At 68.8% G+C, this 23,915-nt stretch carries 19 protein-coding genes; 10 read left to right on the top strand and 9 right to left on the bottom strand.

Annotated elements, in window-relative coordinates:
• Positions 1–414: 414 nt before the first annotated feature.
• The 5 genes from CHC08_RS08775 to CHC08_RS08760 all read right to left on the bottom strand — a co-directional run bounded on the left by CHC08_RS08775 (position 415) and on the right by CHC08_RS08760 (position 4,729).
• The gene (locus CHC08_RS08775) at positions 415–1,998 is read right to left on the bottom strand and encodes a phytoene desaturase family protein (protein WP_089206682.1); all 1,584 of its coding nucleotides are present in this window, start codon (positions 1,996–1,998) and stop codon (positions 415–417) included.
• 35 nt (positions 1,999–2,033) lie between these two features.
• Positions 2,034–2,519: a cysteine hydrolase family protein gene (locus CHC08_RS08770; protein ID WP_245878215.1), complete on the bottom strand. Its 486-nt coding sequence runs from the start codon at positions 2,517–2,519 to the stop codon at positions 2,034–2,036.
• Positions 2,516–2,665, bottom strand: coding sequence for a hypothetical protein (locus tag CHC08_RS49380; protein WP_179281953.1), 150 nt, complete (start codon positions 2,663–2,665; stop codon positions 2,516–2,518). The genes CHC08_RS08770 and CHC08_RS49380 overlap by 4 nt, the downstream gene beginning before the upstream one ends.
• Positions 2,666–2,942: 277 nt before the next feature.
• Complete coding sequence (locus CHC08_RS08765; protein WP_089206680.1) at positions 2,943–3,680, bottom strand: class I SAM-dependent DNA methyltransferase; 738 nt, start codon at positions 3,678–3,680, stop codon at positions 2,943–2,945.
• Between the two features lie 170 nt (positions 3,681–3,850).
• On the bottom strand, positions 3,851–4,729 hold the full coding sequence (locus CHC08_RS08760; RefSeq protein WP_089206679.1) for a LysR family transcriptional regulator: 879 nt from the start codon (positions 4,727–4,729) through the stop codon (positions 3,851–3,853).
• 196 nt (positions 4,730–4,925) lie between these two features.
• Here CHC08_RS08760 and CHC08_RS08755 point away from each other — a divergent pair, with 196 nt between their 5' ends.
• Together CHC08_RS08755 and CHC08_RS08750 are read left to right on the top strand one after the other, a co-directional pair.
• Complete coding sequence (locus CHC08_RS08755; RefSeq protein WP_089206788.1) at positions 4,926–5,717, top strand: oxidoreductase; 792 nt, start codon at positions 4,926–4,928, stop codon at positions 5,715–5,717.
• 208 nt (positions 5,718–5,925) lie between these two features.
• The gene (locus CHC08_RS08750) at positions 5,926–6,672 is read left to right on the top strand and encodes an SDR family NAD(P)-dependent oxidoreductase (RefSeq protein WP_089206678.1); all 747 of its coding nucleotides are present in this window, start codon (positions 5,926–5,928) and stop codon (positions 6,670–6,672) included.
• Between the two features lie 178 nt (positions 6,673–6,850).
• On the opposite strand, the gene pdxR is transcribed toward CHC08_RS08750, so the two are convergent.
• Positions 6,851–8,302: a MocR-like pyridoxine biosynthesis transcription factor PdxR gene (gene pdxR / locus CHC08_RS08745; RefSeq protein ID WP_089206677.1), complete on the bottom strand. Its 1,452-nt coding sequence runs from the start codon at positions 8,300–8,302 to the stop codon at positions 6,851–6,853.
• 47 nt (positions 8,303–8,349) lie between these two features.
• Between pdxR and CHC08_RS08740 the strand changes: the two genes are divergently transcribed.
• From CHC08_RS08740 to CHC08_RS08725, 4 genes are all read left to right on the top strand, one after another.
• A complete protein-coding gene (locus tag CHC08_RS08740; RefSeq protein ID WP_089206676.1) occupies positions 8,350–8,847 on the top strand; it encodes a carboxymuconolactone decarboxylase family protein in 498 nt (165 codons plus the stop codon).
• Positions 8,848–9,213: 366 nt separating this feature from the next.
• Entirely contained in the window at positions 9,214–10,182 is a 969-nt protein-coding gene (locus tag CHC08_RS08735) for an SDR family NAD(P)-dependent oxidoreductase (protein WP_089206675.1), read from the top strand.
• A gap of 249 nt (positions 10,183–10,431) precedes the next feature.
• Positions 10,432–11,304, top strand: coding sequence for an NAD-dependent epimerase/dehydratase family protein (locus tag CHC08_RS08730; protein ID WP_089206674.1), 873 nt, complete (start codon positions 10,432–10,434; stop codon positions 11,302–11,304).
• 87 nt (positions 11,305–11,391) lie between these two features.
• On the top strand, positions 11,392–12,837 hold the full coding sequence (locus tag CHC08_RS08725) for an MFS transporter (RefSeq protein WP_089206673.1): 1,446 nt from the start codon (positions 11,392–11,394) through the stop codon (positions 12,835–12,837).
• A gap of 160 nt (positions 12,838–12,997) precedes the next feature.
• Here CHC08_RS08725 and CHC08_RS50595 read toward each other — a convergent pair whose 3' ends face one another.
• Positions 12,998–14,293 (bottom strand): glycerophosphodiester phosphodiesterase, encoded by a 1,296-nt coding sequence (locus CHC08_RS50595; RefSeq protein WP_089206672.1) that lies wholly within the window; start codon positions 14,291–14,293, stop codon positions 12,998–13,000.
• Positions 14,294–14,618: 325 nt separating this feature from the next.
• On the opposite strand from CHC08_RS50595, the gene CHC08_RS08715 reads away from it, so the two are divergent.
• Positions 14,619–15,542 carry an NADP-dependent oxidoreductase gene (locus tag CHC08_RS08715; protein WP_089206671.1) on the top strand — a complete coding sequence of 308 codons (924 nt, stop codon included), beginning with the start codon at positions 14,619–14,621 and terminating at the stop codon, positions 15,540–15,542.
• Positions 15,543–15,573: 31 nt separating this feature from the next.
• On the opposite strand, the gene CHC08_RS08710 is transcribed toward CHC08_RS08715, so the two are convergent.
• On the bottom strand, positions 15,574–16,032 hold the full coding sequence (locus CHC08_RS08710) for a carboxymuconolactone decarboxylase family protein (RefSeq protein WP_089206670.1): 459 nt from the start codon (positions 16,030–16,032) through the stop codon (positions 15,574–15,576).
• A gap of 192 nt (positions 16,033–16,224) precedes the next feature.
• Between CHC08_RS08710 and CHC08_RS08705 the strand changes: the two genes are divergently transcribed.
• Positions 16,225–16,704, top strand: coding sequence for a cupin domain-containing protein (locus CHC08_RS08705; protein ID WP_089206669.1), 480 nt, complete (start codon positions 16,225–16,227; stop codon positions 16,702–16,704).
• A gap of 19 nt (positions 16,705–16,723) precedes the next feature.
• Here CHC08_RS08705 and CHC08_RS08700 read toward each other — a convergent pair whose 3' ends face one another.
• On the bottom strand, positions 16,724–19,582 hold the full coding sequence (locus tag CHC08_RS08700; protein ID WP_089206668.1) for a beta-L-arabinofuranosidase domain-containing protein: 2,859 nt from the start codon (positions 19,580–19,582) through the stop codon (positions 16,724–16,726).
• A gap of 757 nt (positions 19,583–20,339) precedes the next feature.
• On the opposite strand from CHC08_RS08700, the gene CHC08_RS08695 reads away from it, so the two are divergent.
• Positions 20,340–22,196 (top strand): glycoside hydrolase family 127 protein, encoded by a 1,857-nt coding sequence (locus tag CHC08_RS08695; protein WP_218825177.1) that lies wholly within the window; start codon positions 20,340–20,342, stop codon positions 22,194–22,196.
• Positions 22,197–22,227: 31 nt separating this feature from the next.
• A complete protein-coding gene (locus CHC08_RS08690) occupies positions 22,228–23,913 on the top strand; it encodes an ABC transporter substrate-binding protein (protein ID WP_089206666.1) in 1,686 nt (561 codons plus the stop codon).
• The last annotated feature ends 2 nt before the right edge of the window (positions 23,914–23,915 follow it).

Here is a 23,915-nt window from a genome sequence, read left to right as displayed (position 1 = left end):
CCTGAGGCTTTGAATGGGGCTTTTTTCACGGTTGGTGGTAGCCGCGCTCGTGAGGCGGAGCAAATCCGACGTGGCGGGTCACGTCAAGGCGCGGACATCGGCGCGCCGGCGCCTGCGCGCCGATACAGGCCCTCAACTGCGGCTTCGACGCCAGGCGTCCACCGCGAATCACCGCGGCCGATGAAACGTTCATTGCGACGAGCCGGATAGAGCCCCGAAACATATCGGCCGAGCGCCCCCGAATGCCCTCAGTCGCATTCTCAATAGCAACCTTCCGATAGTTTCGGCGTTTGAGAAAAAAATATGTGCAGGCCAGAGGCGCTTATGTCAGTTCGGTCAGAAAAAACATTCGGCTAGACAATTGACATGTTTCGAAAAACTTCTCACACTGCGGATGATCTAAGGGACGAGGACCTAAGTCCGCACTGAATAGCCGCGGCGGGTCAGCCGCCGGGCGACGTGGTCGCCGGACAGGCCGTTGACTCCGGTGCCCGGCCAGGTGGAGGCGCCTATCAGGTAGAGGTGCTTGACCGGCGTCGCGTAGCGGGACATACCGGGGAACGGCCGGAACACGAAGTTCTGCCGTAGATGCATCGAGCCCGCGGTGCTGTCGCCGCCGACCAGGTTGGGGTTGCGCCGCTCCAGGTCGAGCGGGCTGAGTACGGCGCGGCCGAGGACGCGCCCGCGCAGGCCGGGCGCGTAGCCCTCCAGACGGTCCAGAACACGCTCGGCGTACGGCTCCGCGGCCTCCTCCCAGCTCGTCGCTGTGATCTCGGCTGCCTCATCGCCCCTGATCTTCGAGGGCAGCGTGCGTACCTGGACCCACAGCACGTGTTTGCCCGCCGGCGCGCGCGTCGGGTCCACCACGGAGGTCTGGCCGCAGACCAGCATGGGGTCGCGGGGAAGCAGGCCGTTCAGCGACGCGGTGTAGGTGCGGGCCAGGTCCTCGACGTAGGGGCCGATGTGCACGTAGGCGTGCCCGGCCACCGCTTCGCCCGCGCGCCAGGGCACGGGGCCGTCGAGGGCGAGGTGCAGCATCATGGTCGCGGGGCCGTATCCGAAGTGCGCGGCGTCCTGTCGTGTTCTGGCGGGCGCTCGATCGAGGAGCCTGCCGAACAGCGCGGTCGGCGTGGTACTGGCGATGATGGCGCGCCGGGCGGTGACGCCCTGGCCGTCGGCGAGCACGACCTGTCTGGCCGTGTCGCCCGAGGTGATGATCCGTCGCACCTCGGCGTCGGTGCGCAGCTCGCCCCCGTACTGGTTCAGAAGGCCCACCAAGGCCTCCACCATGCGCGAGGCGCCGCCTTCGACGATCGACATGCCCTGCCGCTGATCGGTGAAGAGTTCGAGGAAGGGGAACATCGCGCCTCCCGAGACGTCGGGTCCGAGGTCGAGATGCATGCCCCAGCAGGCCACCATCGCCTTCGCCTCGGGGGTGGCGAAGAAGTCGTCGCCCAGCTCCCGCGTGGAACTGAGCAGGAGTCGTCCCAGCCGGGTCAGGCCGCCGGCGCGCAACCGCAGCGCGGCCTTGGCCATCCTCGACGCCATCGTCATCGAAGGCGCGGGCGCGGAGTACAGCGAGAACAGTGTGGGGCTGAATCGGTCGTACAGCGCCTGCAACCGCAGCCAGCCGTCCGCATCCGCCCCGTCGCGCTCGCCCAGACTCGCCAGGGTCCGTCCCAGGTCCTGCTCGACGCCGAGCGCGGTGCCGTCAGGGAAGGCGTTGGCGTACGGCTTGCGCCCCACCGCGTACTTCAGCCCGTACCGGGTCAGCGCCGAGGAGTGCTCCGCGTAGAACGGTGAGCCGAGCAGCAGATTCTGGTTGGTGGAGAACACGTCATGCGTGAAACCGGGAAGGGTCAGCTCCTCACTCAGCACCGCGCCGCCCGCTCTTGGCCCCCGTTCGAGAACCAGCACCGACCATCCCGCCTTCGCGAGCTGTATCCCCGCGATCAAGCCGTTGTGCCCCGCTCCCACAATCACCGCGTCGTAAGCCACATCCTCACGCTACGCGCGTGATCGCAACCATCGGGCTAAGGCTTGTTCTGCTCGTCATGGGTCCGAATGCGATGGATGGTCGAGTCGACCGACAGCACCTCACCGAAGCCGAAGGCCAGGGTGGCCAGCACGGCGCGTTGGAGATCTTCGGCTTCGATGGGGCCGGTTCCGGTACCGGGGAGCGAGGAGCAGGCGGTGCCGTCGGAGAGGAACAGCACCTTGAAGTCCCGGGCGGTCGCCTCCCGCGCCGTGGTGTCGCAACAGACATGGGTGGCGATGCCGCCGATGATCAGGATGTCGATCTGTGCCGTGCGCAGGATGAGTTCAAGGTCCGTGCCGTGGAAGGCGCCGAAGCGGGGCTTGCGTATGAGGATGTCCCCGGAGCGGAAATCGGCCAGGGGATGCAGCTCGGCCGGCGGGCTGCTCTCATCGATCAGCCCATCCGCGATCAGGGGCGCTATCTCGCGCATGATGCCGGTGTTGCTGCCGTCGGCGCGTACGACATGCGCGGTGTGAATCACGGTGATGCGGTGCTCTCGGCAGATGCCGGCAAGCCGGGCGAGCCGTTCGCGACCGCGAGGCCGTCCGGAGCCGCCTCCACGAACACCCTCTGCAGATCGACGAGTAGCAGGGCGGTACGGGTCGGCTCGATGGGGAAGCGAACCATACCTCGGTCCCTCCTGAGCGTCGGTATGGCATCACCTTGGGAGGTGGCGCTCTGCCCCGTCCAAGATCGCGATGCATGAGAAGGCTGCCCTATGTACCAATTTGAGCAGATATCGCGCTGATTGCAGCGTTTGCACTGTCTGCTTCTGTCGCGACGTCCGGCACGCGAGCCTGAAAAGGCCCATTCTGCGGAACTCCAACACCCACACCGCGTACGGGTTCTTCGTGAGCCCACCGGCGTTACGACCAGCCTCCTGCTGACACTCGCCATTCCGCGTTCACTGCTGCGGCGTCTTTTGCCAGACAGAAATGTGGCTTGTGCTGTCGCCGGTGAAGGGCTCGCGCTTCCAGTCGGCCCACCGCTCTCGCAAGGTCATTCCGGCGAGTCGCGCCATGAGATCCAGCTCCGACGGCCATACGTAGCGGTGTGGCGACGATCGGGTCTCAAGCCGACCGTCCACTACCCAGTAGTGATGGGAGAACGCGATCTGCGACGCAACGTCGTACTCCTCGAAACCGAGGTGTACCGGGGTCACGGTGAACGGGTGGATGGTCTGGCCGGGCGGGAGACGCCGAAGTTCGGGGACGTAGACCTCGATGACGAAGCAACCGCCGGGTTCGAGATGAGCCGCCACATTGCGAAAGCATTCAACCTGTTCGTCTTGCGTGGTCAGGTTCGTGATCGTGTTGCGCACCAAGTAGGCGAGCCGGAAGGTGCCGCCCGGCCCGGTGGTCGCGAAGTCGCCGACGGTCACACCGATACTCTCTGCGCCGGGCTTGGCCCGCAGTTGCGCCACCATGGCCGGCGACAATTCGATTCCGTGCACATGAACGCCTCGCCGGCTGAGCGGCAACGCGATGCGGCCGGTACCGATGCCGAGTTCGAGAGCGGCGCCTGATCCTGCCAGATCGGCGAGAAAACCGACAGCCGGTTCGACGACCGCCGGGTCGAACAGTTCCGGCCACTTGGCCTCGTAGGTCTCCGCTATCCGTTCGTCGAAGTTGTTCTCCGGCATAGACCCACTGTGACCACAGACCCTCCACAGCCGCCACCCATTAATCCCGGCCGGCAGCCGGCCCATGCGTGCCTGGCCCACATGGGGTGCCGCCGTCCCGCTGCCGGGAGAGAAAACCTCATGATTCTGATGACGCGAGCGACCGGCGTCCGGCGGGGGACGTCTGACCGTCAGGCGTCATGCCAGTGCTGCTGCCGCAGCAGGTCCAGCAGGGCGGTTTCGGCCGGGCCGGCGTGCTGGCGGACGGCGGCGATGACCGGCTGGGACAGCGGCGGCTCCAGGGTGCGCGCGTGGTCCTCGCACCCGGGCGGTATGGCCGCGGCCGGCACGATGGTGATGCCGACGCCTTCGGCGGCCAGGCGGACCGCGGTGACGATCTGCGAGGCCCGGGCGACCGTGGTGACGGCGACGCCTGCCTCGCGCAGAGCGCCGGACACCAGGTCCTCCAGGGCGCTGCCGCGGGTGAACCGGATCCACGGCTCGTCGGCCAGGTCCGCCAGGGTCAGCGTGGCGGCCGCCAGCAGCGGGTGCCCGCCGCCAAGGATCGCGACGTAGGGTTCGACGCCCAGGCGATGCTCCTCGAACCCGCACCGCTGCGGCGTCGCGTTGACCAGGGCGAGGTCGAGCCTGCCCTGGCGGACCATGCGTTCCACGTCGGCGGGGTCGGACTCCTCGAACAAGGTCACCGCCAGGGCGGGGTAACGCCGGCGCAGGGCCCCGAGCGCGACCGGCAACTGGCGCGATCCGAGCCCCATCTGCGCCGCGACCACCAGCTCGCCCGTGAGGTCGCCGGACTCCGCCCGGGCGGCGGCGCGGGCACGCCGCGACGCGGACACCGCGATCTCGGCCTCTTTCAGGAACGCGCGACCAGTCACCGTCGGCACCAGCCCCTGCGGCGTGCGGCCGAACAGGGTGACGCCGAGCTCCTGCTCCAGGGCCCGGATCTGCTGGGAGATCGACGGCTGAGCGACCCGTAGCCGCTCGGCCGCCGCCGTCACCGACCCCTCCTCGGCGATGGCCAGGGCGTACTCGTACTGGCGCAGGCTCATCACATCTCCCGGCTCGACGCTCGATATAGGAAAATCCTATCCCTCCCGCTGGATTTCGCTCTTTGCCCCTAACCTCGACCAGGCATAACGTCTCTCACAGAGCACCCCGCACCATGATGCGGAGGGCGCCTCCATCCACCTCTCCGTGCCTTCCCACGCCGGGATCACGGTGTTCAGCGACCCCGGGAATCGGACCATGACCCAGCAGACAGCCGCCCACGTACCCGACGAGCACACCCGGATCGACCTGTCGGGCAAACGCGCGATCGTGACCGGCGGCACCAGAGGCATCGGCCTGGCCATCGTGCGACGGCTCGCCCGCGCCGGAGCCACCGTCGTCGCGGCGGCCCGCAAGGAGGCCGGTCCGCTGCCGGAGGCGGCCACGTACATCGCCGCCGACCTCGCCACCGCCGGCGGCGTCGCCGACCTGGCGGCCCGCGCCCTCGACCGGCTCGGCGGCGTGGACATCATCGTCAACAACGCCGCCGCGACCGCCCCGCATCTGGGCGGCGTGCTCGACATTCCCGACGAGGACTGGCTGCGCAACCTGGAGATCAACTTCATGGCGGGCGTACGTCTGAACGCCGCCCTGCTACCGCACATGTACGGGCAGGCGAGCGGCGCGATCGTGCACCTGTCCAGCGGGGTGACCCAGAGCCCGCCGCCCACGATGCTGCACTACGCCGCCTCCAAGGCGGCGGTGGCCACCTACGCGCGCGGTCTGGCCACGGAGGCCGGTCCCCGCGGGGTGCGGGTCAACGTCGTCACCCCCGGCAACACCGCCACCCCGGGAGCCGACGAGATCCGCGAGGCCCTCGCCGCGCTGGGCACCGCAAGCGCGGAGGCCGGCACCACGTTCATCCCGATGGGCCGCATCGGCCAACCCGAGGACGTCGCCGAGGCCGTGGTGTTCCTCGTGTCGGAGGCGGCCCCCTGGATCACCGGGAGCGAACTCGTGGTCGACGGCGGCCAGCTCAACGTCGCCTAGCCGCAGGGAGGACTCCCAGGGAAGATCCACGATGACGCCGAACCGGTTCCTGCCGCGCTCGCGGACGCACGAAGGGCGCGTGCCGATCGCTCGCCGGGCTCCCGCGACTGCCGGGCGTCGGGGCTGAGAGCCGGCACCCGGAGTTTTCTCATCAAAAATCACATCCACCGCTGTAACAAAACCAGTTACCTCACAGATCGGGAAGCACATGGGAAAGCTCGACGGGAAAGTCGCCGTCATCACCGGAGGATCGCGCGGAATAGGGGCGGCCACGGCCCGGCTCCTGGCCGCCGAGGGGGCCGCTGTCGCGATCAGCTACTCGGCCTCCGCGGGCCAGGCCAGGGACGTGGTCGCCGACCTGGAGAGCAGAGGTATGCGTGCGGTGGCGTTCCAGGCCGACCAGGCGGACCCCGTACAGGCGGCAGGCCTCATCGACGCGGTGGTGGATCACTACGGAAAGCTGGACATCCTGGTCAACAATGCCGCGGTGACCGTCGCGGGACCGATCGACGGCGAGAACGCCGACGCGGCGGCATTCGACCGTCAGCTCGCGATCAACTACACCAGCGTCGTCGCCGCGATCCGGGCGGCGTTCCCGATCCTTCCCGACGGCGGCCGGATCATCAGCATCAGCTCCGGAGTCGGAACCCGCGTGGGCTTTGTCGGAATGACCGACTACGCGGGCACCAAATCGGCCCTGGAGGGGTACAGCCGCGGCGCTGCCCGAGATCTGGCACACCGGGGTATCACCGTCAACGTCATCCAGTCCGGATTCACCGACACGGCCATGAACCCGGCCGACAGCCCCATGGCGCCGATCTTCCTCCCCACGACCGCGATGGGACGTTACGGCAGGCCCGAGGAGATCGCCGCGGGCGTGGTGTTCCTCGCCAGCCCGGAAGCGTCGTACGTGACCGGTGCGGTACTGCGGATCGACGGCGGGTACGGCGCGTGAACCGGCCTTCCTGACGCGGCCGGTGATGATCACGGATCGCCGGGGACGACGGGCGGAGCCGGCGGCGTTCGGGCACGCCCGTCGGCATCCCGGCCGGCCGCGCCGTCGCCCTGCTCGACGAACTCGTCGAACTCGTCGAACTCGTCGAACGAAGGGGCCGGTGACCGAAGCCGCCCGTCTACGGCATCACCCTGCACAGCGCGTCCAGCGCGCCCGCCCACGCGCTGTCCGAGGGAGCCGCGTAGTTGACCACCAGCGCGTCCTGCTCGGGCAGCCGCCGGCCGGAGTCAGCCGTTTCGTGGCGGAACTGCGTCATCCCGCTGACCGCCAGGCCCTGCCGGGCCGCCGCCTCGACGACCGAGTGCTCGGTCCCGCGCGGGAGTTCGAGGACCGCCTGAAGCCCGGCGGCCATGCCGGTCACCTGGACGCCGGGGGCCCGCCGTGCCAGGGCCGCGACCAACTGGTCGCGGCGGCGCCGGTAGCGCAGCCGCATCGAGCGCACATGACGGTCGTACGCGCCCGACGCGATGAACTCCGCGAGCGTCAGCTGCTCCAGCGCGCTCGACATGTAGTCGGTGTGCCCCTTGGCCGCCAGGATCTCCGGGACGAGTTCCTCCGGCAGCACCATCCAGCCGAGCCGCAGCCCCGGCGCCAGCGACTTGCTCGCGGTACCGAAGTAGACCACCCGCTCCGGGTCGAGGCCCTGCAGGGCGCCCACCGGCTGACGGTCGTACCTGAACTCCCCGTCGTAGTCGTCCTCCAGGATCAGCCCGCCGGTGGCACGCGCCCAGTCGACGGCCGCCGCGCGCCGGTCCGGGCGCAGCGCGACCCCCGTCGGATACTGATGCGCCGGTGTCATCAGCACCGCGCCGACTCCGCGCAGCCGCGCCAGATCCTCGGTGCGCGCGCCGTACTCGTCGACGTAGAGGGGCGGGATGCGCAGGCCGGCGCCGGTCAGCAGGTCACGATAGATGTCGAGGCCGTACGACTCGACGGCCACCGCCCGCACCCGCCGCGCCCTGAGGACCTGCGCCATCAGCGTCAGACCGTGGTGGAAGCCGGAGCAGATGACGACCCGCTCCGGCTCGGCGTACACCCCGCGGGCCCGTGCCAGATAGCCCGCGAGGGCGGTGCGCAGCTCTACCCGGCCGAGGGTGTCGCCGTAGCCGAAGGCGTCGTGCGGCGCCGCGGTCAGAGCGCGGCGGGCCGCGGTGAGCCACTGCGTGCGGGGAAACTCCGCGAGGTCCGGCGAACCCGGCAGCAGGCCGTACGTGGGACGGTGCCGGGCCGGCCGGGGCACAGCGGGCGCGGCGGGCGCTGTGGGCACGGCCCTGCGCGGCTCGGCCCGCCTGGCCACCCGGGTCCCGGAGCCCTGCTGGGCGGTGAGCCAGCCCTCGGCGACCAGTTCGGCGTAGGCGTCGGCCACGGTGTTACGGGCGACACCAAGATCCGCGGCGAGCGACCGGGACGACGGCAGCCGGGTGCCTGGCACCAGACGCCCCGTGCGCACGGCCTCCCGCAGGGCGTCCGTGAGCCCGGCGCGCAGCCCGGATCCGTGCAGCTCCAGATGCAGGTCGGCGCCGAACGCGGAGGGTGGGGCAGCCTCGGAAGTGGCCCAGGAATCCGTCATGGAAATGGACCATATCCCAGGGCCACCGGGCGCGTAGCGTTGCGGGTATGACGAACGAAGCACACAGAAGCATGGAACGCCTCCCGGAACACGCACCGCGCCTGGACTGGGCAAAGCTCGCTCCCGAGGCCTACAAGGCCATGATCCGTCTTGACACGGCCGCGAGGCAGGGCGTCGAGCCGACCTTGCTCAACCTGGTCAAGATCCGCGCGTCCCAGATCAACCACTGCGCCTTCTGCCTGGACATGCACAGCAAGGACGCGCTGGCGGCCGGCGAGTCGGCGGAGCGGATCATCCAGCTCGACGCGTGGACGGAGTCGAAGCACTTCTACACGGCGAAGGAGATCGCGGCGATCGAGCTGACCGAGGCGATCACCGTGCTCACGGACGGATTCGTCCCGGACGAGGTGTACGCGAGGGCCGCGAACGAGTTCGACGAGACCGAACTGGCCTGCCTCATCGTCGCGATCACGACGATCAACGCGTGGAACCGCTTCGGGGTGTCCACCCGGCTGGTCCCCGGTCACCACACGCCGAGCGCCTAGCGCACCGGCCGCTCCCAACCCGGCCGCCGGACCGGACAAGAAGTCCGTGACCGAGCCGGAACGGCCGGGCGCGACGCGTAAGAAGATCATAGCGGGTACCGCTTCCCCTCTTCAGGACCGGCTGCCCTGGCGCGCGCCGCCGACGAGTTCGTGCTCACCACCGCCCCGCTGTTCCTCGCGGTGACCGTCGTCCGCTGCCGTACGCCATCGGACTGTCCGCCGGGCTGGTGATCGCTCTCCTCGGTTCTCGCGGCGGGGGCTCGGCCAACCCCGCCCGCCGGTTCGACACCGAGGCTCACCCGCCGGATCTTGTCCGGCCGGCGCGGCAAACCGCGCCGGCACCTCTATGAAGGAACGAAAAAGCTCATGACACTCATCACTACTCCTTTCCCCGCGCGTGCCACCGCGGCAGAGGTTCTGGCCGGGGTTGACCTGACCGGACGCCGCATGATCGTTACGGGAGGCGCATCGGGGTTGGGGACCGAAACGGTCCGCGCTCTCGCCGGTGCCGGCGCGCACGTCACGATCGCCACCCGCAACCCCGCCCTCGCCGAACCGATCCTCGAGGAGTTCCCCAAAACCGAGGTCGCCGCCCTCGACCTCGCCGACCTGGAGTCGGTACGCGCCTTCTGCGCCGCGTGGAACGGCCCCGTGGACGCCATCATCGCCAACGCGGGCGTCATGATGCTTCCCGAACGCCAGGTCAACGCGCAGGGCTGGGAGATGCAACTCGCCACCAACTACCTCGGCCATTTCGCCCTGGTGACCGGCTTGCGGACGGCCCTTCAGTCCGCGGAGCGGGCGCGCGTGGTCACGGTCAGTTCCGGTGCGCAGCTGCTCATGGGCTTCGACTTCGACGATCCGCAGTTCGAGCGCCGACCGTACGACCCTCTCGCCGCCTACGCGCAGTCGAAGGCGGCCACCGTGCTTCTCGCCGTCGGGATCAGCCGCCGATGGGCGAAGGACGGCATCCACGCCAACTCCTGCGCTCCGGGGACGATCCACACGAATCTGGGACGCCACCTGGACACGGCCACCCTGCAGGTGCTCGGCGCCCGGGACGCGGACGGCAACGTGGCCACTCCGGATTACTACAAAACGCCCGAGCAAGGGGCCGCCACCACCACCCTGCTGGCCGCGTCACCGCTCCTCGAAGGCGTGACCGGACGCTACTTCGAAGACAACCGGGAGGCCGAGCTCGTCGAGGACGGCCCCGCGCTCATGGCGGCGGGTGGCCCCGGGGCGATGGTAGGCGTGGCCAGGTGGTCCGTCGACCCCGCCGCCGCGGACCGCCTCTGGGAGTACGCGCTCACGGCCACACGAAACGCCGTGTAGGGACACGCACGATCCGGCCGAGGCTCCGGTCTTCGGCATCGCCGCCGTGATCGTGCCCATGACGGACCCGCCGGGCGGCGGCCGGTGGGCGGGCCAGAGAATTGGCCCGGGAATCCGTCATGGAAATGGCCCATATTCCAGGGCCACCGGACGCGTAACGTTGCCGGTATGACGAGGAACGAAGCACGTGAGGGCACGGAACGCCTCCGTTGCGAGGCGGGTTTCCGAGTCGGGCAGAGGGGGGTTGTCATGCGTGTTGTGGTTGCGGGGGCCACCGGTGCGGTTGGCCGGCTGCTCGTTCCGCTGTTGCTGGACGCGGGACATCAGGTCACGGGGATCTCTCGCACGCTTGCGGGAGCCGAGCGGGTGCGGCGTCAGGGCGCGTCGGCCGTTCAGGTGGACGTGCTGGATCGGGACGGTCTGCGCCAGGCGGTGGCGGTGGCCGCCCCGGAGGTGATGATCCACCAGCTCACGGATCTGTCGGACGCCGATGGGGAGGCGACCGACCGGCTGCGGCGGGACGGGACGCGCAATCTGGTGGACGCGGCCAGATCCGCCGGGGTGGAGAGGATCGTCGCGCAGTCGATCTCCTGGGTGTACGCGCCGGGAGAGGGTCCGGCCGACGAGACCGTACCGCTCGACCTCGGGGCCGCGGGGCCGCGAGGAGCGATGGTGGACGGTGTCCGGGCGCTGGAGGACACGGCGGCGGAGATGGACGTGGCGGTGCTGTTGCGGTACGGCATTCTGTACGGCCCCGGCACCTGGTACGCGCCGGGTGGCGCCGTGGCCGCGGCTCTGGCCGGTGATCCGGACGCGCGTTTCCTCGGAAGCATCGAGGCGGATCTTTCCGTGATGTCGTTCGTGCACGTCGCCGATGCCGCGAGTGCCGCCGTCGCCGCTCTCGACTGGTCGGCCGGGCCCGTCAACATCGTCGACGACGAGCCGGCGCAGGCTCGCGAGTGGCTGCCGGTCCTGGCCGCCGCTCTGGGCCTGCCGGCGCCCGAAGCCAGGCCGGGGCGGCAGAGCTGGGCACGGGGGGCCTCCAACGCGCTGGCCCGCTCCCGAGGATGGAAACCCGAGCACACGACCTGGCGATCCGGTTTCGCGGCACAGAACGCCTGACCGGAGACGGGACACCGCACGCCGCTGATCCGTGGTGGGTCAGCGGCGTGTCATCGACCGACCTTCTGGTCGTTGGAAAGAGATTTCATGACAACCGAGGTCGGACGTCCTCATCACCACGTCACCTTCGCGGTCCTCACGGCGGGCATCGTCACCTACTCCCTGCTCCAGTCGCTGGTCACCCCCGTGCTGCCCACGATCCAGAGCGAGCTGCACACCGGCCGGTCCACGGTGACCTGGGTGCTCACCGCCTATCTGCTCTCGGCCTCGATCTTCACGCCGATCATGGGTCGCGCCGGCGACCTGATCGGGAAGAAGCGGGTCTTCGTCGCGGCCCTGATCGCGCTTTCGCTGGGCGCTCTGCTGGCGGCTCTGGCGACCGACGTCACGGTGCTGATCATCGCCCGGGCGATCCAGGGCATCGGCGGCGGTGTGCTGCCCCTGGCCTTCGGTATCGTCCGGGACGAGTTCCCCCGGGAGAAGGTGTCCGGAGCGGTCGGCGCCATCGCCTCGCTGACCGCGGCGGGCGGCGCCGCGGGGATCGTGCTCGCCGGTCCGATCGTCGGCGCGCTCGGCTACCCGTGGCTGTTCTGGCTGCCGATGATCCTCACCGCGGCCTCCGCCGTCGCCGCGCACTTCCTGCTCCCCGAGTCTCCCGGCCGCTCCCCCGGCCGGATCGGCCTGCTGCCCGCCGTCCTGATGTCCGGGTGGCTCGTCGCGCTGCTGGTGGCGGTCGGCAGGGCACCCGACCGGGGCTGGGGTTCGGGCGAGGTGATCGTCCTGCTCGTGGTGGCCGTCGGGGTGGCGCTCGCCTGGATCCGGGTGGAAAAGCGCTCGGCGCGGCCTCTCATCGACATGGCCATGATGCGGCAGCCGGCGGTGTGGACGAACAACCTGATCGCGCTCCTGGTCGGTGTGGCCATGTACGCCCTCTTCGCCTTCGTGCCGGTGTTCGTCCAGACCCCGACGTCGGCGGGGTACGGATTCGGCGCGAGTGTCACCCAGTCGGGACTCATGGTCCTGCCGCAGCCCATCACCATGTTCCTCGCCGGCATGATCACCGGTGGGCTCTCACGGCGAATCGGCGAACGGGCCGTGGTGATGCTCGGCCTGCTCGTCAGCCTCGCGTCCGTGGCGCTGCTCACCTTCGCCCGCAGCGAGGAGTGGGAGCTGTACCTCGCCACCACGATCATGGGTGCCGGCTTCGGCTTCGCCTTCTCGGCGATGTCCAGCCTCATCGTCGGCGCGGTCCCGCCCGCCCAGACGGGCGTCGCGAGCGGCATGAACGCCAACATCCGCACGGTCGGCGGATCGATCGGGACGGCGCTGATGGCCGGGGTCGTCACGGCCGATCTCCGCCCCGACGGCCTGCCCGAGGAAGCCGGATACACCAACGGTTTCGGAATGCTCGGCGTGACGCTGGTCATGGCCGCCTTCGCGGTGCTGCTGGTGCCCCGGAGCCGAGGCGTCTCCGTCGCCGAGTGCAGACCCCCGGGCACCGCTACGACCGCCATGGCCAACCAGGCCGAGTGACCCCGCCCGGCACCTGTCCGATCGCCCGACTGCCTTGTCGGAACCGGGCCTACGCCGCGAGATGCGGCGTCATCGGGCGGAACGAGGAATTCGTCGACGGGTCGCAAAAAGGCGGGGGCGCTCACCGTGTACACGGTGAGCGCCCCCGCCTCGATCCGACTCAGTGGTTGCTCGGCACGAACTTCCCGCGGGACGCGTGCACGGCGCCGTCGCCGGCGAACGACATCGACGCGCCTCGCCAGTTCACGGCAGGCACGGTCGCGCAGCCGCCGTCTCCGGTGACCAGGTCGATCGACTTCTTGCCCTTGCCGTTGCCCTTGGTCAGGCTCACCGTCTTGCCGGGGAAGCCCAGGCCGTTGTCGGCGTTGACCAGGCAGACCTCATCGCCGTGCCCCTTGTCGCCATGCCCCTTGTCGCCATGACCCTTGCCGCCGCGGTCGTTGTCACCGTGACCGTTGTCATCGTGGTCCTTGCCGCCGCGGACGACAAGCTTGGAGTCGACCGCCTCTCCGGCCGCGGCCACGATGAGGGCGGGCTGGTTGGTCTGGACTCCGTCGGCGCCCATCGAACGGGCGAGCTGGAACTGGGCCACCTCCTGGTCGGGGCCGGCGTCGTAGGCGTGCGGCATGACGACCGCGCACGCGTCATGGGCCGCGGCGATGGACTCGGGCGAGTACTCGGCCAGCGTCGAGCCGTACACCTTGGCGACCTGCCCGATCTCGTAGATCAGGAAGCCGGGCTCCCAGGTGTCGCGGTTGTAGATGATCCGGGAACCGGGCTCGGCGACCAGGATCCGAGGGTCGCCCGAGTTCCAGATCGACTCCTCGGTGAGACCGTACTTGCCCACCAGTTCGGCGACCTTGCCCTCCTCGGTCACCGACCCCTTGACGTCGAGCTCGACACCGCGACCGGCCCGCTTGGCGAGGGCGAGGATCTCCTCCAGCGAGGCGATCTGTGCCGGGTCGTACTCGCCGCCCTTCCAAGGCTCGTAGTCGGCGGCGTTGAGGGCTCGCACCTCGTCGAAGGTCAGGTCCGCGATGTTGCCGGTGCCGTTGGTCGTGCGGTCGACCGTGGAGTCGTGCAGCGCGACAAAACGCCCGTCCTTGGTCTGCTGGACGTCGACCTCGACCATGTCGACACCGTAGGCGAAGGCGTACTCGTACGACTTCAGGGTGTTCTCGGGAGCGAGGGTGTTCGCTCCCCGGTGAGCGGAGATCAGCACGTTGGCGGAGCCCTTGTCCGGGGTTCCGGCGTTGACCCAGCGCTCCGGCTCCGGCACCTGGTCACATATCGGCTGCTTCACCAGCGGCTTCAGCGCGGCTATCAACTGCCGGACCTGCTCGACCCGGGGGTCGTCCTCGGCGTGGGCGCCGGCGGTGCCGGCGGCCAGGCCTGCCGTTATCACGGCGACGGCGACCAGCGACCGCACGGCTCGGCGTGCAGTGGGGAACGTCATGTCCGATCCTCTCGACGATCTCAGTGGCGCGTCGAGTATTCAGGCGCTACTCCACCCCCCGGTGAATCCTTCCTGGCGATCAGAAGGCATGTTTCCTACTTTTTGATCTATAAATATGCCTTATCCCGTTATGTGCCCCAGCGTCCTCCTCGAGTTCGACGGCGGGCCCTCTCCCAGATCACCACGGAGGGAAATATCGGGGAACACCCGAACATTCGCAGGTCAGCAGAGGTTTACACGGCGTTGTGAGCCCGTAGAACGAACCCTGGTCGAGGCCCTGTACATTCGTCCTGTTCGATCTCTCCTCCAACGGCAAGGATCTGTTATGCGAGCCATCACCGTCCGAGACCGCGCCGCCGGTCTGACTGGGCTCTCCCTGACAGAGGAGCCGTATCCCCACGCCGCTGAGAACGACGTCATCGTTCGGGTGCATGCCGCGGGGTTCACCCCCGGAGAGCTCGACTGGCCGGGAACATGGTCCGATCGCGCGGGCCGCGACCGGACGCCCAGCGTGCCCGGGCATGAGGTGTCGGGTGTCGTCGCCGAGTTGGGGTACGGAACCACCGGCCTGACCGTCGGCCAGCGGGTGTTCGGGCTGACCGACTGGGCCCGCAACGGCTCGCTGGCCGAGTACACGGCGGTGGAGGCCCGCAACCTCGCGCCGCTGCCGGCCGACGTCGACCACACCGTGGCCGCCGCCCTGCCGATCTCAGGGCTGACCGCGTGGCAGGGCCTGTTCGAACACGGCCGCCTCGCCACCGGGCAGACCGTCCTGATCCACGGCGCCGCGGGCGGCGTCGGTTCCATCGCGGTGCAGCTCGCACGCGAGGCGGGAGCCCGGGTGATCGGCACCGGAAGGGCCGGCGACAGGGACACGGCACTCGGTCTCGGCGTTGACGTGTTCCTGGACCTGCAGGCCGATCCCCTTGAAGACGCCGGTCAGGTCGACGTGGTGCTCGACGTGATCGGCGGTGACATCCTGGACCGCTCGGCCGCGCTGGTGCGCGCCGGCGGCACGCTCGTCACCATCGCCTCGCCACCCACGATCCGGCCCCGAGACGGGCAGGCGATCTTCTTTGTCGTCGAGCCCGATCGCGCCCGGCTCGCGGACCTGATCCGACGGGTCCGGGACGGACGACTCCGCCCGATCGTCGGGGCCGTGCGGACGCTCGCCGAGGCGCCCTCCGCGTTCGCGCCCGCCCAGCGCACCCCCGGCAAGACCATCATCAGGGTCACGGAAGGGGAATAGCCGGCCACGCGCGCGGACGGCGCGGGCCGGCTCAGTCGGCGACGGTGTAGCGGCTCGTGATCGCCACACGGTTGAAGGCGTTCATGACCGTCGACAACCACGTAACCGCCGAAACCTGATCCTCGGAGAGCACCGCGGCGGCCGCCGCGTAGTCCGCATCGCTCACCTGACCGTCCGACACCCGCGCGATCGCCTCGGCCAGGCGCAGGGCCCCGCGCTCGACCTCGGAGAAGTAACCGGTCTCCGCCCACGCGGGCAGCACCGCGAGGCGGTCCGTGCTCTCGCCCTTCTTGAGCGCGTCACGGGTGTGCATGCGCAGGCAGAACGCGCAGCCGTTGATCTGGGACGTGCGGATCTTCACCAGCTCGACCAGGAGCGGGTCGAGACCTGCCGCCGCGGCGCTCTCCTCCACCGCCGTCGACAGGGCGATGAGAGCCTTGTAACTGGCCGGGTGCTGCTTGCCGACGTTGACGCGGTGCTGCTCAGTCATGGGTTTCAGTTTAGGACCGCCCTTGTCAGGGACTTGAGCGGACCATCGCCAAGGCTTGGATTCGCCCGCGGTTAGGCATCGAAATGCCTGGACAGGGATACACAAGCAGCAACGCGAACCCTTCGGGCGGAAGCCGGGACACCTCGCGATTCCCGTGCTCCCCAAAGGTCCGAGCAGGATAGGAGAGCCGTCATGGTCCGGGTACGGATTGCCGGTGGCTTTCTCGCCGGCGGCCTGGTGGCCGCGGCCACCGCATGCGCTCCCGCGGTGGAGCACGCGACCGGCGCGTTGCCCGTTGCCGCCACGGCTTCGCAGTCATCGTCTTCGCAGCCACCGTCCGACAAGCTGTCTCCCCTCCTGGAACAGGCGCTTCCGAACGTCAAGGGCAAGACGTTCACCTCGGCGATCGTGGACTTCCCGCCCGCCGCACGTGCGGTGCCGCATCGGCACGGCAACGCTTTCGTCTACGCCTACGTGCTCGAGGGCACCGTGCGCAGCCAGCTCGGTGGCGAGCCGGCGCGCACTTACCGCCAAGGCGAGGACTGGGTCGAGCCGCCGGGCGCCCACCATCTGCTCGCGGAGAACACCAGCCGGACACAACCGGCGAAGCTGCTGGTCATCTTCATCTCCGACACTGGAGACAAGATCAAGGTCGACGATCGGCCAAGGTAGGGCATCGGGCGAGCACGGTTCAGCGGCGCAGCTTGGCCTGGGCGGCGGCGGAGACCACCTTTTTCCTCTCATCGGGTGTCATCAGGTCGGCGCGAACCCATTCCCCAGCGGTGCGGTCCACCGTGGACCGGAACCGTTCGCGGTTGTCGAAGGGGGCCTTGGCCCAGACTGCGTCGAGGAACGTCACCGCGTCGTCTCGTTCGTAGTTCGGCACGCCGGAATCCACCGTCCCGAAGACGATCTTCGGCTCGACGCGATGGAAGTACGCGTGGTAGCGGTTGGTGTCGTTGACGTAGAGGGGAACCAGCGGCAGACCGTTTGTCGTGAAGTTCATCGGCGCGGTAGACGTGATCGCGTCCGTGAGGTCCCCGGACAGGGTGAAGTCCTTGTAGAGGGAGAATTCCCGGTAGGTGGTCTCGTTGCTCGCGGCGGCCATCGGAACGGGGCCGTAGGCGATGCTCTGGGTGGTCGGGATGTCCAGTGCCTTCTCGACGCGCAGGGTGAACGGCATCGATATCTTGATCTTGTCCCCCCGGCTCCAGCGCCGGTTGAGCGTGACGTAACCGCCGGGTTTGGCGTTGATCCTCTGCTCGTCCCCGTTGACCCGCACCGTGAAGCCCTTCTCCACCCAGTAGGGCACCCGGAGCTTCACCGTCAGCCGGCCCGAGCCCTGCACCGTGAGCGTCGTCGTGCCCGTGGGGTCGGTCGGATAGTCCGTCGACTGCTTGATCGTGAAGCCCTTCTCCGGCCAGCTCAGCACCGAGGCCATGTAGAGGTTCACGTACAGCGTCGAGTCGTCCGCGGACCGGAAGTAGATCGAGTCCTGAAACTTGGTGTGGCTCTCCAGCCCGGTGCCGCCGCAGCAGGTCCCGAGGTTGCCGTAACTCCGCGAGGCGCCCGGCCGCATGGGGATGAAGTAGGTCAGCAGCGGGTCCGTGGCGCTGTCGACGTTGCGGCGCGAGGCGAGGATCTGACCGTAGAGAGCCCGTTCGTAGTACTGCATGTACTTCGGGTCCGCGGTGTGGAAGAAAAGGCCCCTGCTCAGCTTCAGCATGTTGTAGTTGCAGCATGTCTCGGCGTTGTTGGTCCCCAGGGAACCCACGATGACATCGCGTGCTCCGAAGAGTTCGCCGTTGTCGCTCGGGCCGGCCAGTCCGCCGTCGGTGAACGTGCGATGGGGGACGACCATGTCCCAGAAGTTGACGGCGGCGGTGTAGTAGTCGCGTTCCCTGGACTGTTCGAAGACCGACAGGTAGCCGATGAACTGGGGGATGTGCTGGTTGGCGTGTTTCCTGTCCAGCGTGTCCTGGTTGGCGACGGTGGCCGTGAAGAGCGCGGTGTTGTCGAAGCACTTCGCCGTCGCGAGATACTCCTGCTTGCCGCTCAGGGCGTGGAGGTCGGCCATCACCGCGTTCATGCCGTTGTACTCGCCGGCGATGTAGATGCCCCACATGCGATCCAGTTGGACCCGAGGAAGGTGGCCCAGCCTGCTGTGAACCCAGTCGCCCATCTTCATGACGATGTCGAGCGCCTGCTTGTTGCCGGCGAACTCGTGGGCGTCGAGCAGCCCTCGCATGATCATGTGGCAGGTGTAGTAGGGCGCCCAGATGGTGGGGTAGGTGGCGTACTGCTCCAGCAGGATGAACTGCGTCTCGGGGTAGGCGGCCAGGAAGCCGGGGTGGCTCGGGCCGGGGTGCCCGCCGGCTTCGGAGACCAGCCGGGCGTCCTGCCCCCTCCCCGAGGAATCGGCCGCGGTCTCCCCGCTCTCATCCTCGAATCGATACCAGGCCGCATTCCCCCCGCCCAGCCCTCCGTCCGCGTCTGTCATCAGGGCCCGAACCTCGGCCTCGGTCAACGCGCGGTCGTAGATCTGGAACTCGTCGACGGAGGCCCTCAGGTACGCGTCGCCGTACTGGGACTTTCCGATCCAGTTGTTGCCGGTCGAACCGAGGCTGGACGGCTGGAGGGTCATGCCGGGGTTCGTGCCGACCGGCGCGCCGTCGACGTAGAGCGTCCCGGTGCCTCCGGACAGGGTGACCGCGACATGGGTCCATCGGTCCGTGGCCAGCTGGCCGGTGCCGTTGATCCGCTGCTCGCCGCCACCGCCGGCGGTGGTGATCGCGAATCTCGGCGCGGAGCCCGCGCTCACGGCCAGGAACATGTTGCGGGTGGTACCGGTGCCGAAGTCGAAGATCCTTGACCAGGTGCTGATCGCCGCCGGGTTCAGCCACAGGGCGATGGTGAAGTCGCCGAGGCCGCTCACTATGCCTGTGGGCAGTGACACGTACTGGGAGCCGTTGAGTTTCACCGCTTGGCCGAACTTCCCGCTCACCCTGGCGACGGGCGCGGCGGGAGGAGCCGGTTGCCCGACCGTGGCGGCGAGCGCGTCCTGGCACTGGCCCAGCGCCGTGACCATGTAGTCGAGCTTGTCCTTGTAGAAGTCGTCGCCGGAGCCCGAGTAGGCCAGTGCTAGGGCGCTGAGGAAGTGCCCGCTGTAGTGACCGCGCAGGTTGCCGGTCGCGTCGTCCCAGCTGCCGGGCGGCTGGGCGCCCAGCGTGTCCAGCCCGGCGTTGGCCCGGAAGTTGGCCAGCATCCGGTCGGCCGGATAGGCCCTCAGGAAGTTCAGAATCCGGTCCCGGTTGGCGGCGAACAGGCTTTCGCCCAGCGTGACCTGGCTGTTGGCGAACGGTTTCACGACCCAGGCGGCGGGTGCCGCGGGGGCGTTCCGCGGCGGCGGAACCATGGCGGCGGCCACTGTACGGGTGGCGGCCTGAGCCGTCCCCGCTCCGCCCAGGGGGGCCAGGGCGAGTGCGGAGGGGGTGGCGGCCGCCAGTGCGGCCAGGCGCAGCACATCACGCCGGAGCATGGGATTCGTCATTTCACTGTCCTCGTCTGTGGCTCGAGATCTGGTCTGAGGTTTCTCATCCGGCGGTGTCCGCGGAAATGAGGGATCGAGGTCGGCCTGCGTTGAAAATTTGTTGTTAGCGTTAACATTTATCCGCCGCGAAGGACCGGGCGAATATGCGCTCACCAGCGACTACTGATTAGGCCAAACCGCCCGCCGACGGAATGGCGCAAGCGGAAGGAAAACACAAAACACCTGCTCATAGCATGCTTACGGCAGGAAATGATCTACGACATCGAATCACCGCATCCATTGAACGGCCGATGCGCGACCACGTTCACATCTCATGGTCGAGAGTGTTAACGATCTCATAATTCCCGTCAAGAGCTGTGATGAAAGAAGTCAAGGGCCGCGAGGAAAGACCCGGCGCGACGCGAGCCGTACGACGGTCTCGTCCATGGCGCCGCGCACCGTCGGCTTGCCCGAATGTGGCGGCCGACTCCGCGGAGGGGTGACAACCCTGACGGCACCGGCCCAGAAGAGGCGCCCGGAAAGGCGCGAGCGTGATCACGCAGGCCGCGTCACGGCCGCCTCGACGGCGGCCCGACCTGCTCTTCCCCGAGCAAGGCCCGCGTCGGCGCCGGCGATCCGGACATCACGCTTTGATAACCGTTTCGATACGGATGAGCCCTAAATATTCCGCTCTATTGGCGGTCCGTTTACCCGGCTCTAAGGTTCAGTGCCATGCTACATAGTACAGGTGAAATGCTACATGGCATTGAGGGCCCTCATGATGTTTGAGCAGGTCAACGTGCAGATCACCGGTGGTCTGCTCCGTCAGTGGCAGGCCCGCAACAGCACCGCCACGGTCCCGCACACCATCGAGCAGCTGCGCGCCGCCGGCAACGTGGACAACCTGAGGCGCCTCCTCGTGACGGACGCTCCGCCGTACCGTGGCCGCTACCCGTTCCTGGACACGGATCTGTACAAGACCCTCGAAGGGGTGGCGTACGAGATCGGCGCCGGCACCGCGCAGGACGGGGCCCGGGAGTTCTTCGACGAGGTCGTCGAGCTGCTTGAACGCGTGCAGGCCGAGGACGGCTACCTGAACTCCTACTTCCAGGATCCGGCGAGCGCCAAGAAGCCGTGGGAGGACCTCTCCTGGGGCCACGAGCTCTACAACCTGGGCCACCTCATCCAGGCCGCGGTCGCCGCGCGACGGCGGATGGGCGACGGGCGGCTGCTCGCCGTGGCGGTGAGGTTCGCCGACCTGGTGGTGGAGCGGTTCGGGCCCGGCAAGGAGGAGGCCACCTGCGGCCACCCCGAGGTCGAGATGGCGCTGGTCGAGCTGTTCAGGGAGACCGGCGACCGCGCCTACCTCGTCCAGGCGGGCCTGTTCGTGGACCGGCGGGGCCAGGCCAGGCTGAAACACACGATCTTCCCTCCCGAATACTTCCAGGACCACCTGCCCTTCCGCGAGCTGCCCTCGGTCATCGGGCACGCCGTACGGATGGCCTACCTCGCGGCGGGCGCGACCGACATCTACCTGGAGACCGGCGACCGCTCACTGTTCGAGGCGCTCGACCGGCTCTGGGACGACATGGTCGCCACCAAGCTCTACCTCACCGGCGGTCTCGGCAGCCGCCACTCCGACGAGGCGATCGGCGACCGCTACGAGTTGCCGTCCGAGCGCGCCTACGCCGAGACCTGCGCCGCGATCGCCACCATGCAGTGGGCGTGGCGGATGTTCCAGGCGACCGGAGGCGCGAAGTACCTCGACGTTTTCGAGCGGGTGCTGTTCAACGCGTACGCCGTGGGCCTGTCCGCCGACGGCAGGGCGTTCTTCTACGACAACCCGCTGCAGCGCCGCCCCGACCACGAGCAGCGCAGCGGCGCGGAGACGGGCGGCGAGATGCTGCGCCGGTCCTGGTTCGGCTGTCCCTGCTGTCCACCGAACATCGTCCGCTGGATGGCGCAGCTCGGCGACTACGTCGCCGCCGAGCGTGAGGGCGTGCTCCACATCACGACCTACGCCGGGGCACGGATCGAGACCGGTTCGATCGCCCTGGTGATGGAGACGGACTACCCCTGGGACGGCGACGTGCGCATCGTCGTCGAGCGGGCGCCGGACGGGCCGTACGCGATCCGGCTGCGCGTCCCCGCGTGGGCCCGTTCGGTGACGGCGTCGGTGAACGGCCGGCCGGTCGAGGGGGCCGAGGACGGCTGGCTCACCGTCGAGCGCGTCTGGGCGGCGGGCGACGAGCTGCGGCTCGGCGTCCCGATGCCGGTCAGGGCGCACGGTTCGCACCCCTACCTGGACGCGACCCGCGGCGCGGTCGGCGTCGCGCGCGGTCCGCTCGTCTACTGCGTCGAGCAACAGGACTGCCCGGTATCGGTGGACGACCTCGTCGTCTCCCCCGAGCAGGTCGCCGGCGCGACCGTCGAGCGGTCGCGGGACGAGCTGCCGGGCGCGGTCGTCCTGCGGATGACGGCGGGGGCGGCCGCGCCGCCCTCCGCCGAGCTCTACCCCGAGTTGCCGGCGGAACGGCCGGCGCCCGGCGGAGCGGTTCCGGTGACCTTCGTCCCCCACTTCCTCTGGGGCAACCGCCGGCCAGAAGCCATGCGCGTATGGGTCAGGAACGCATGACCCCCGAGTTCACCCATCGAAAGAAGGCGCAATGAGGAGATCGGCAGTTCTCGCCACTGTTGCGGTGTTCACCGCCCTGGCGCTCACCGGGTGTGGCGGTGCCTCCGCCCCCGCCTCCGGAGCCGGCGGGTCGGCGACAGGGGCGGCAGCGGCTTCTACGGGGGGCACCGTCCACGTCCTGCTCACCGCCGACTACTCCCACCTGGACCCGGCTCGGGGCTGGGACGGCGGCGTCAACAACTTCTATCGGCTCATCTACCGGGGCCTGACGACGTTCGGCGCGGGTCCGGGAGCGGAGGGCACGAAGATCGTTCCTGACCTCGCCACCACCACCGGCACCGGCAGCGACGACAACAAGACGTGGACGTTCACCCTCAAGGACGACATCTTCTTCGAGGACGGCACGCCGATCACCAGCGAGGCCATGAAGTTCGGGGTCGAGCGCGCCTGGGACCCGGAGGCCGGGATCGGCTCGCCGTACGCCAGGCTGCTCATCGACGCGCCCAAGGACTACAAGGGCCCGTACGTCTCCGGCGACCTCGACACGATCGAGACCCCGGACGCCAAGACGATCGTCTTCCACCTGAAGAAGTCGTTCGCGGACTTCGCCAGCGCGCTCGCGCAGCCCAACTTCGTGCCCTTTCCGAAGGGTTCGGGGGCGGCAGGCGCCTTCGACACCAAGCCGATCGCGTCGGGACCGTACAAGGTGGAGAGCTACCAGCGCGGCGCGTCGCTGAAGCTGGTCCGCAACCCGTACTGGAAGGCCTCCTCCGACACCCTCCGCCCGGCCAAGGCGGACGGGTTCGAGTTCACCTTCGGGCTCGACGGCGCGACCATCGACGAGCGCATGCTCGCCGGGCAGGGCGCCGACGCGAACGCCACCGCGGGCGCGATCCAGGCGGCCACGGTGGCCCGGATCCAGACCCCGCAGATCAAGGAACGCACGCTCTCCGGCTACATGGGCTGCACCACCTACATGAGCCTCAACACCACCAAGAAGCCCCTCGGCGACGTGCGGGTCCGGCAGGCGATCAACTACGCGGTCAACAAGGACACCGTGGTCGCCGGGGACGGCGGGACGACGCTCGCGGACAAGGCGACCTCGATCCAGCCGCCGACCATCGTCGGCCGGGTGGACTACGACCCGTACCCGACCGACCCGGCCAAGGCGCAGCAGCTCCTCGATGACGCCGGGCTCGGCGACGGGTTCGACCTGACCCTGGACGTCCGCCCGGATCCCCGCCAGCAGGGCATGGCGGTCGCGATCCAGGAGGCGCTGAAGCCGCTGAAGATCAACGTCAAGATCAACAACATCGACACGTCCACCTTCTACGAGGTGATCGCCACCCCGGCGCAGCAGCACGACGCGGCCATCACCGGCTGGTGCCCGGACTGGTCGTCCGGCGCCACCTTCCTGCCGCCGCTGTTCGACGGCCGCAACATCTTCGACAAGGGCAACCAGAACCTCGCCCAGATCAACGACGAGGCCATCAACAAGCGGATCGACGAGATCGGCGCGATGACCGACGTCAACGCCGCCAACGCCGCGTACGCCGAGCTGGACAAGCAGATCATGGAGCAGGCGCCGATCGTGCCTCTCGTCTACGAGAAGAACGTGACGATCGTCGGCGGCAACGTCGCGGGGGCCTACCTGAACGACGCGTTCTCCGGCGGCATCGACTTCATCTCCCTCGGGCTCAAAGACCCGGGCAAGTAGGC

Source organism: Streptosporangium subroseum, from assembly GCF_900188345.1.
GTDB classification, from domain to species: Bacteria; Actinomycetota; Actinomycetes; order Streptosporangiales; family Streptosporangiaceae; genus Streptosporangium; species Streptosporangium subroseum.
Note: the sequence above shows the minus strand (reverse complement) of the source record. Positions and strands in the feature narration are given on the sequence as shown.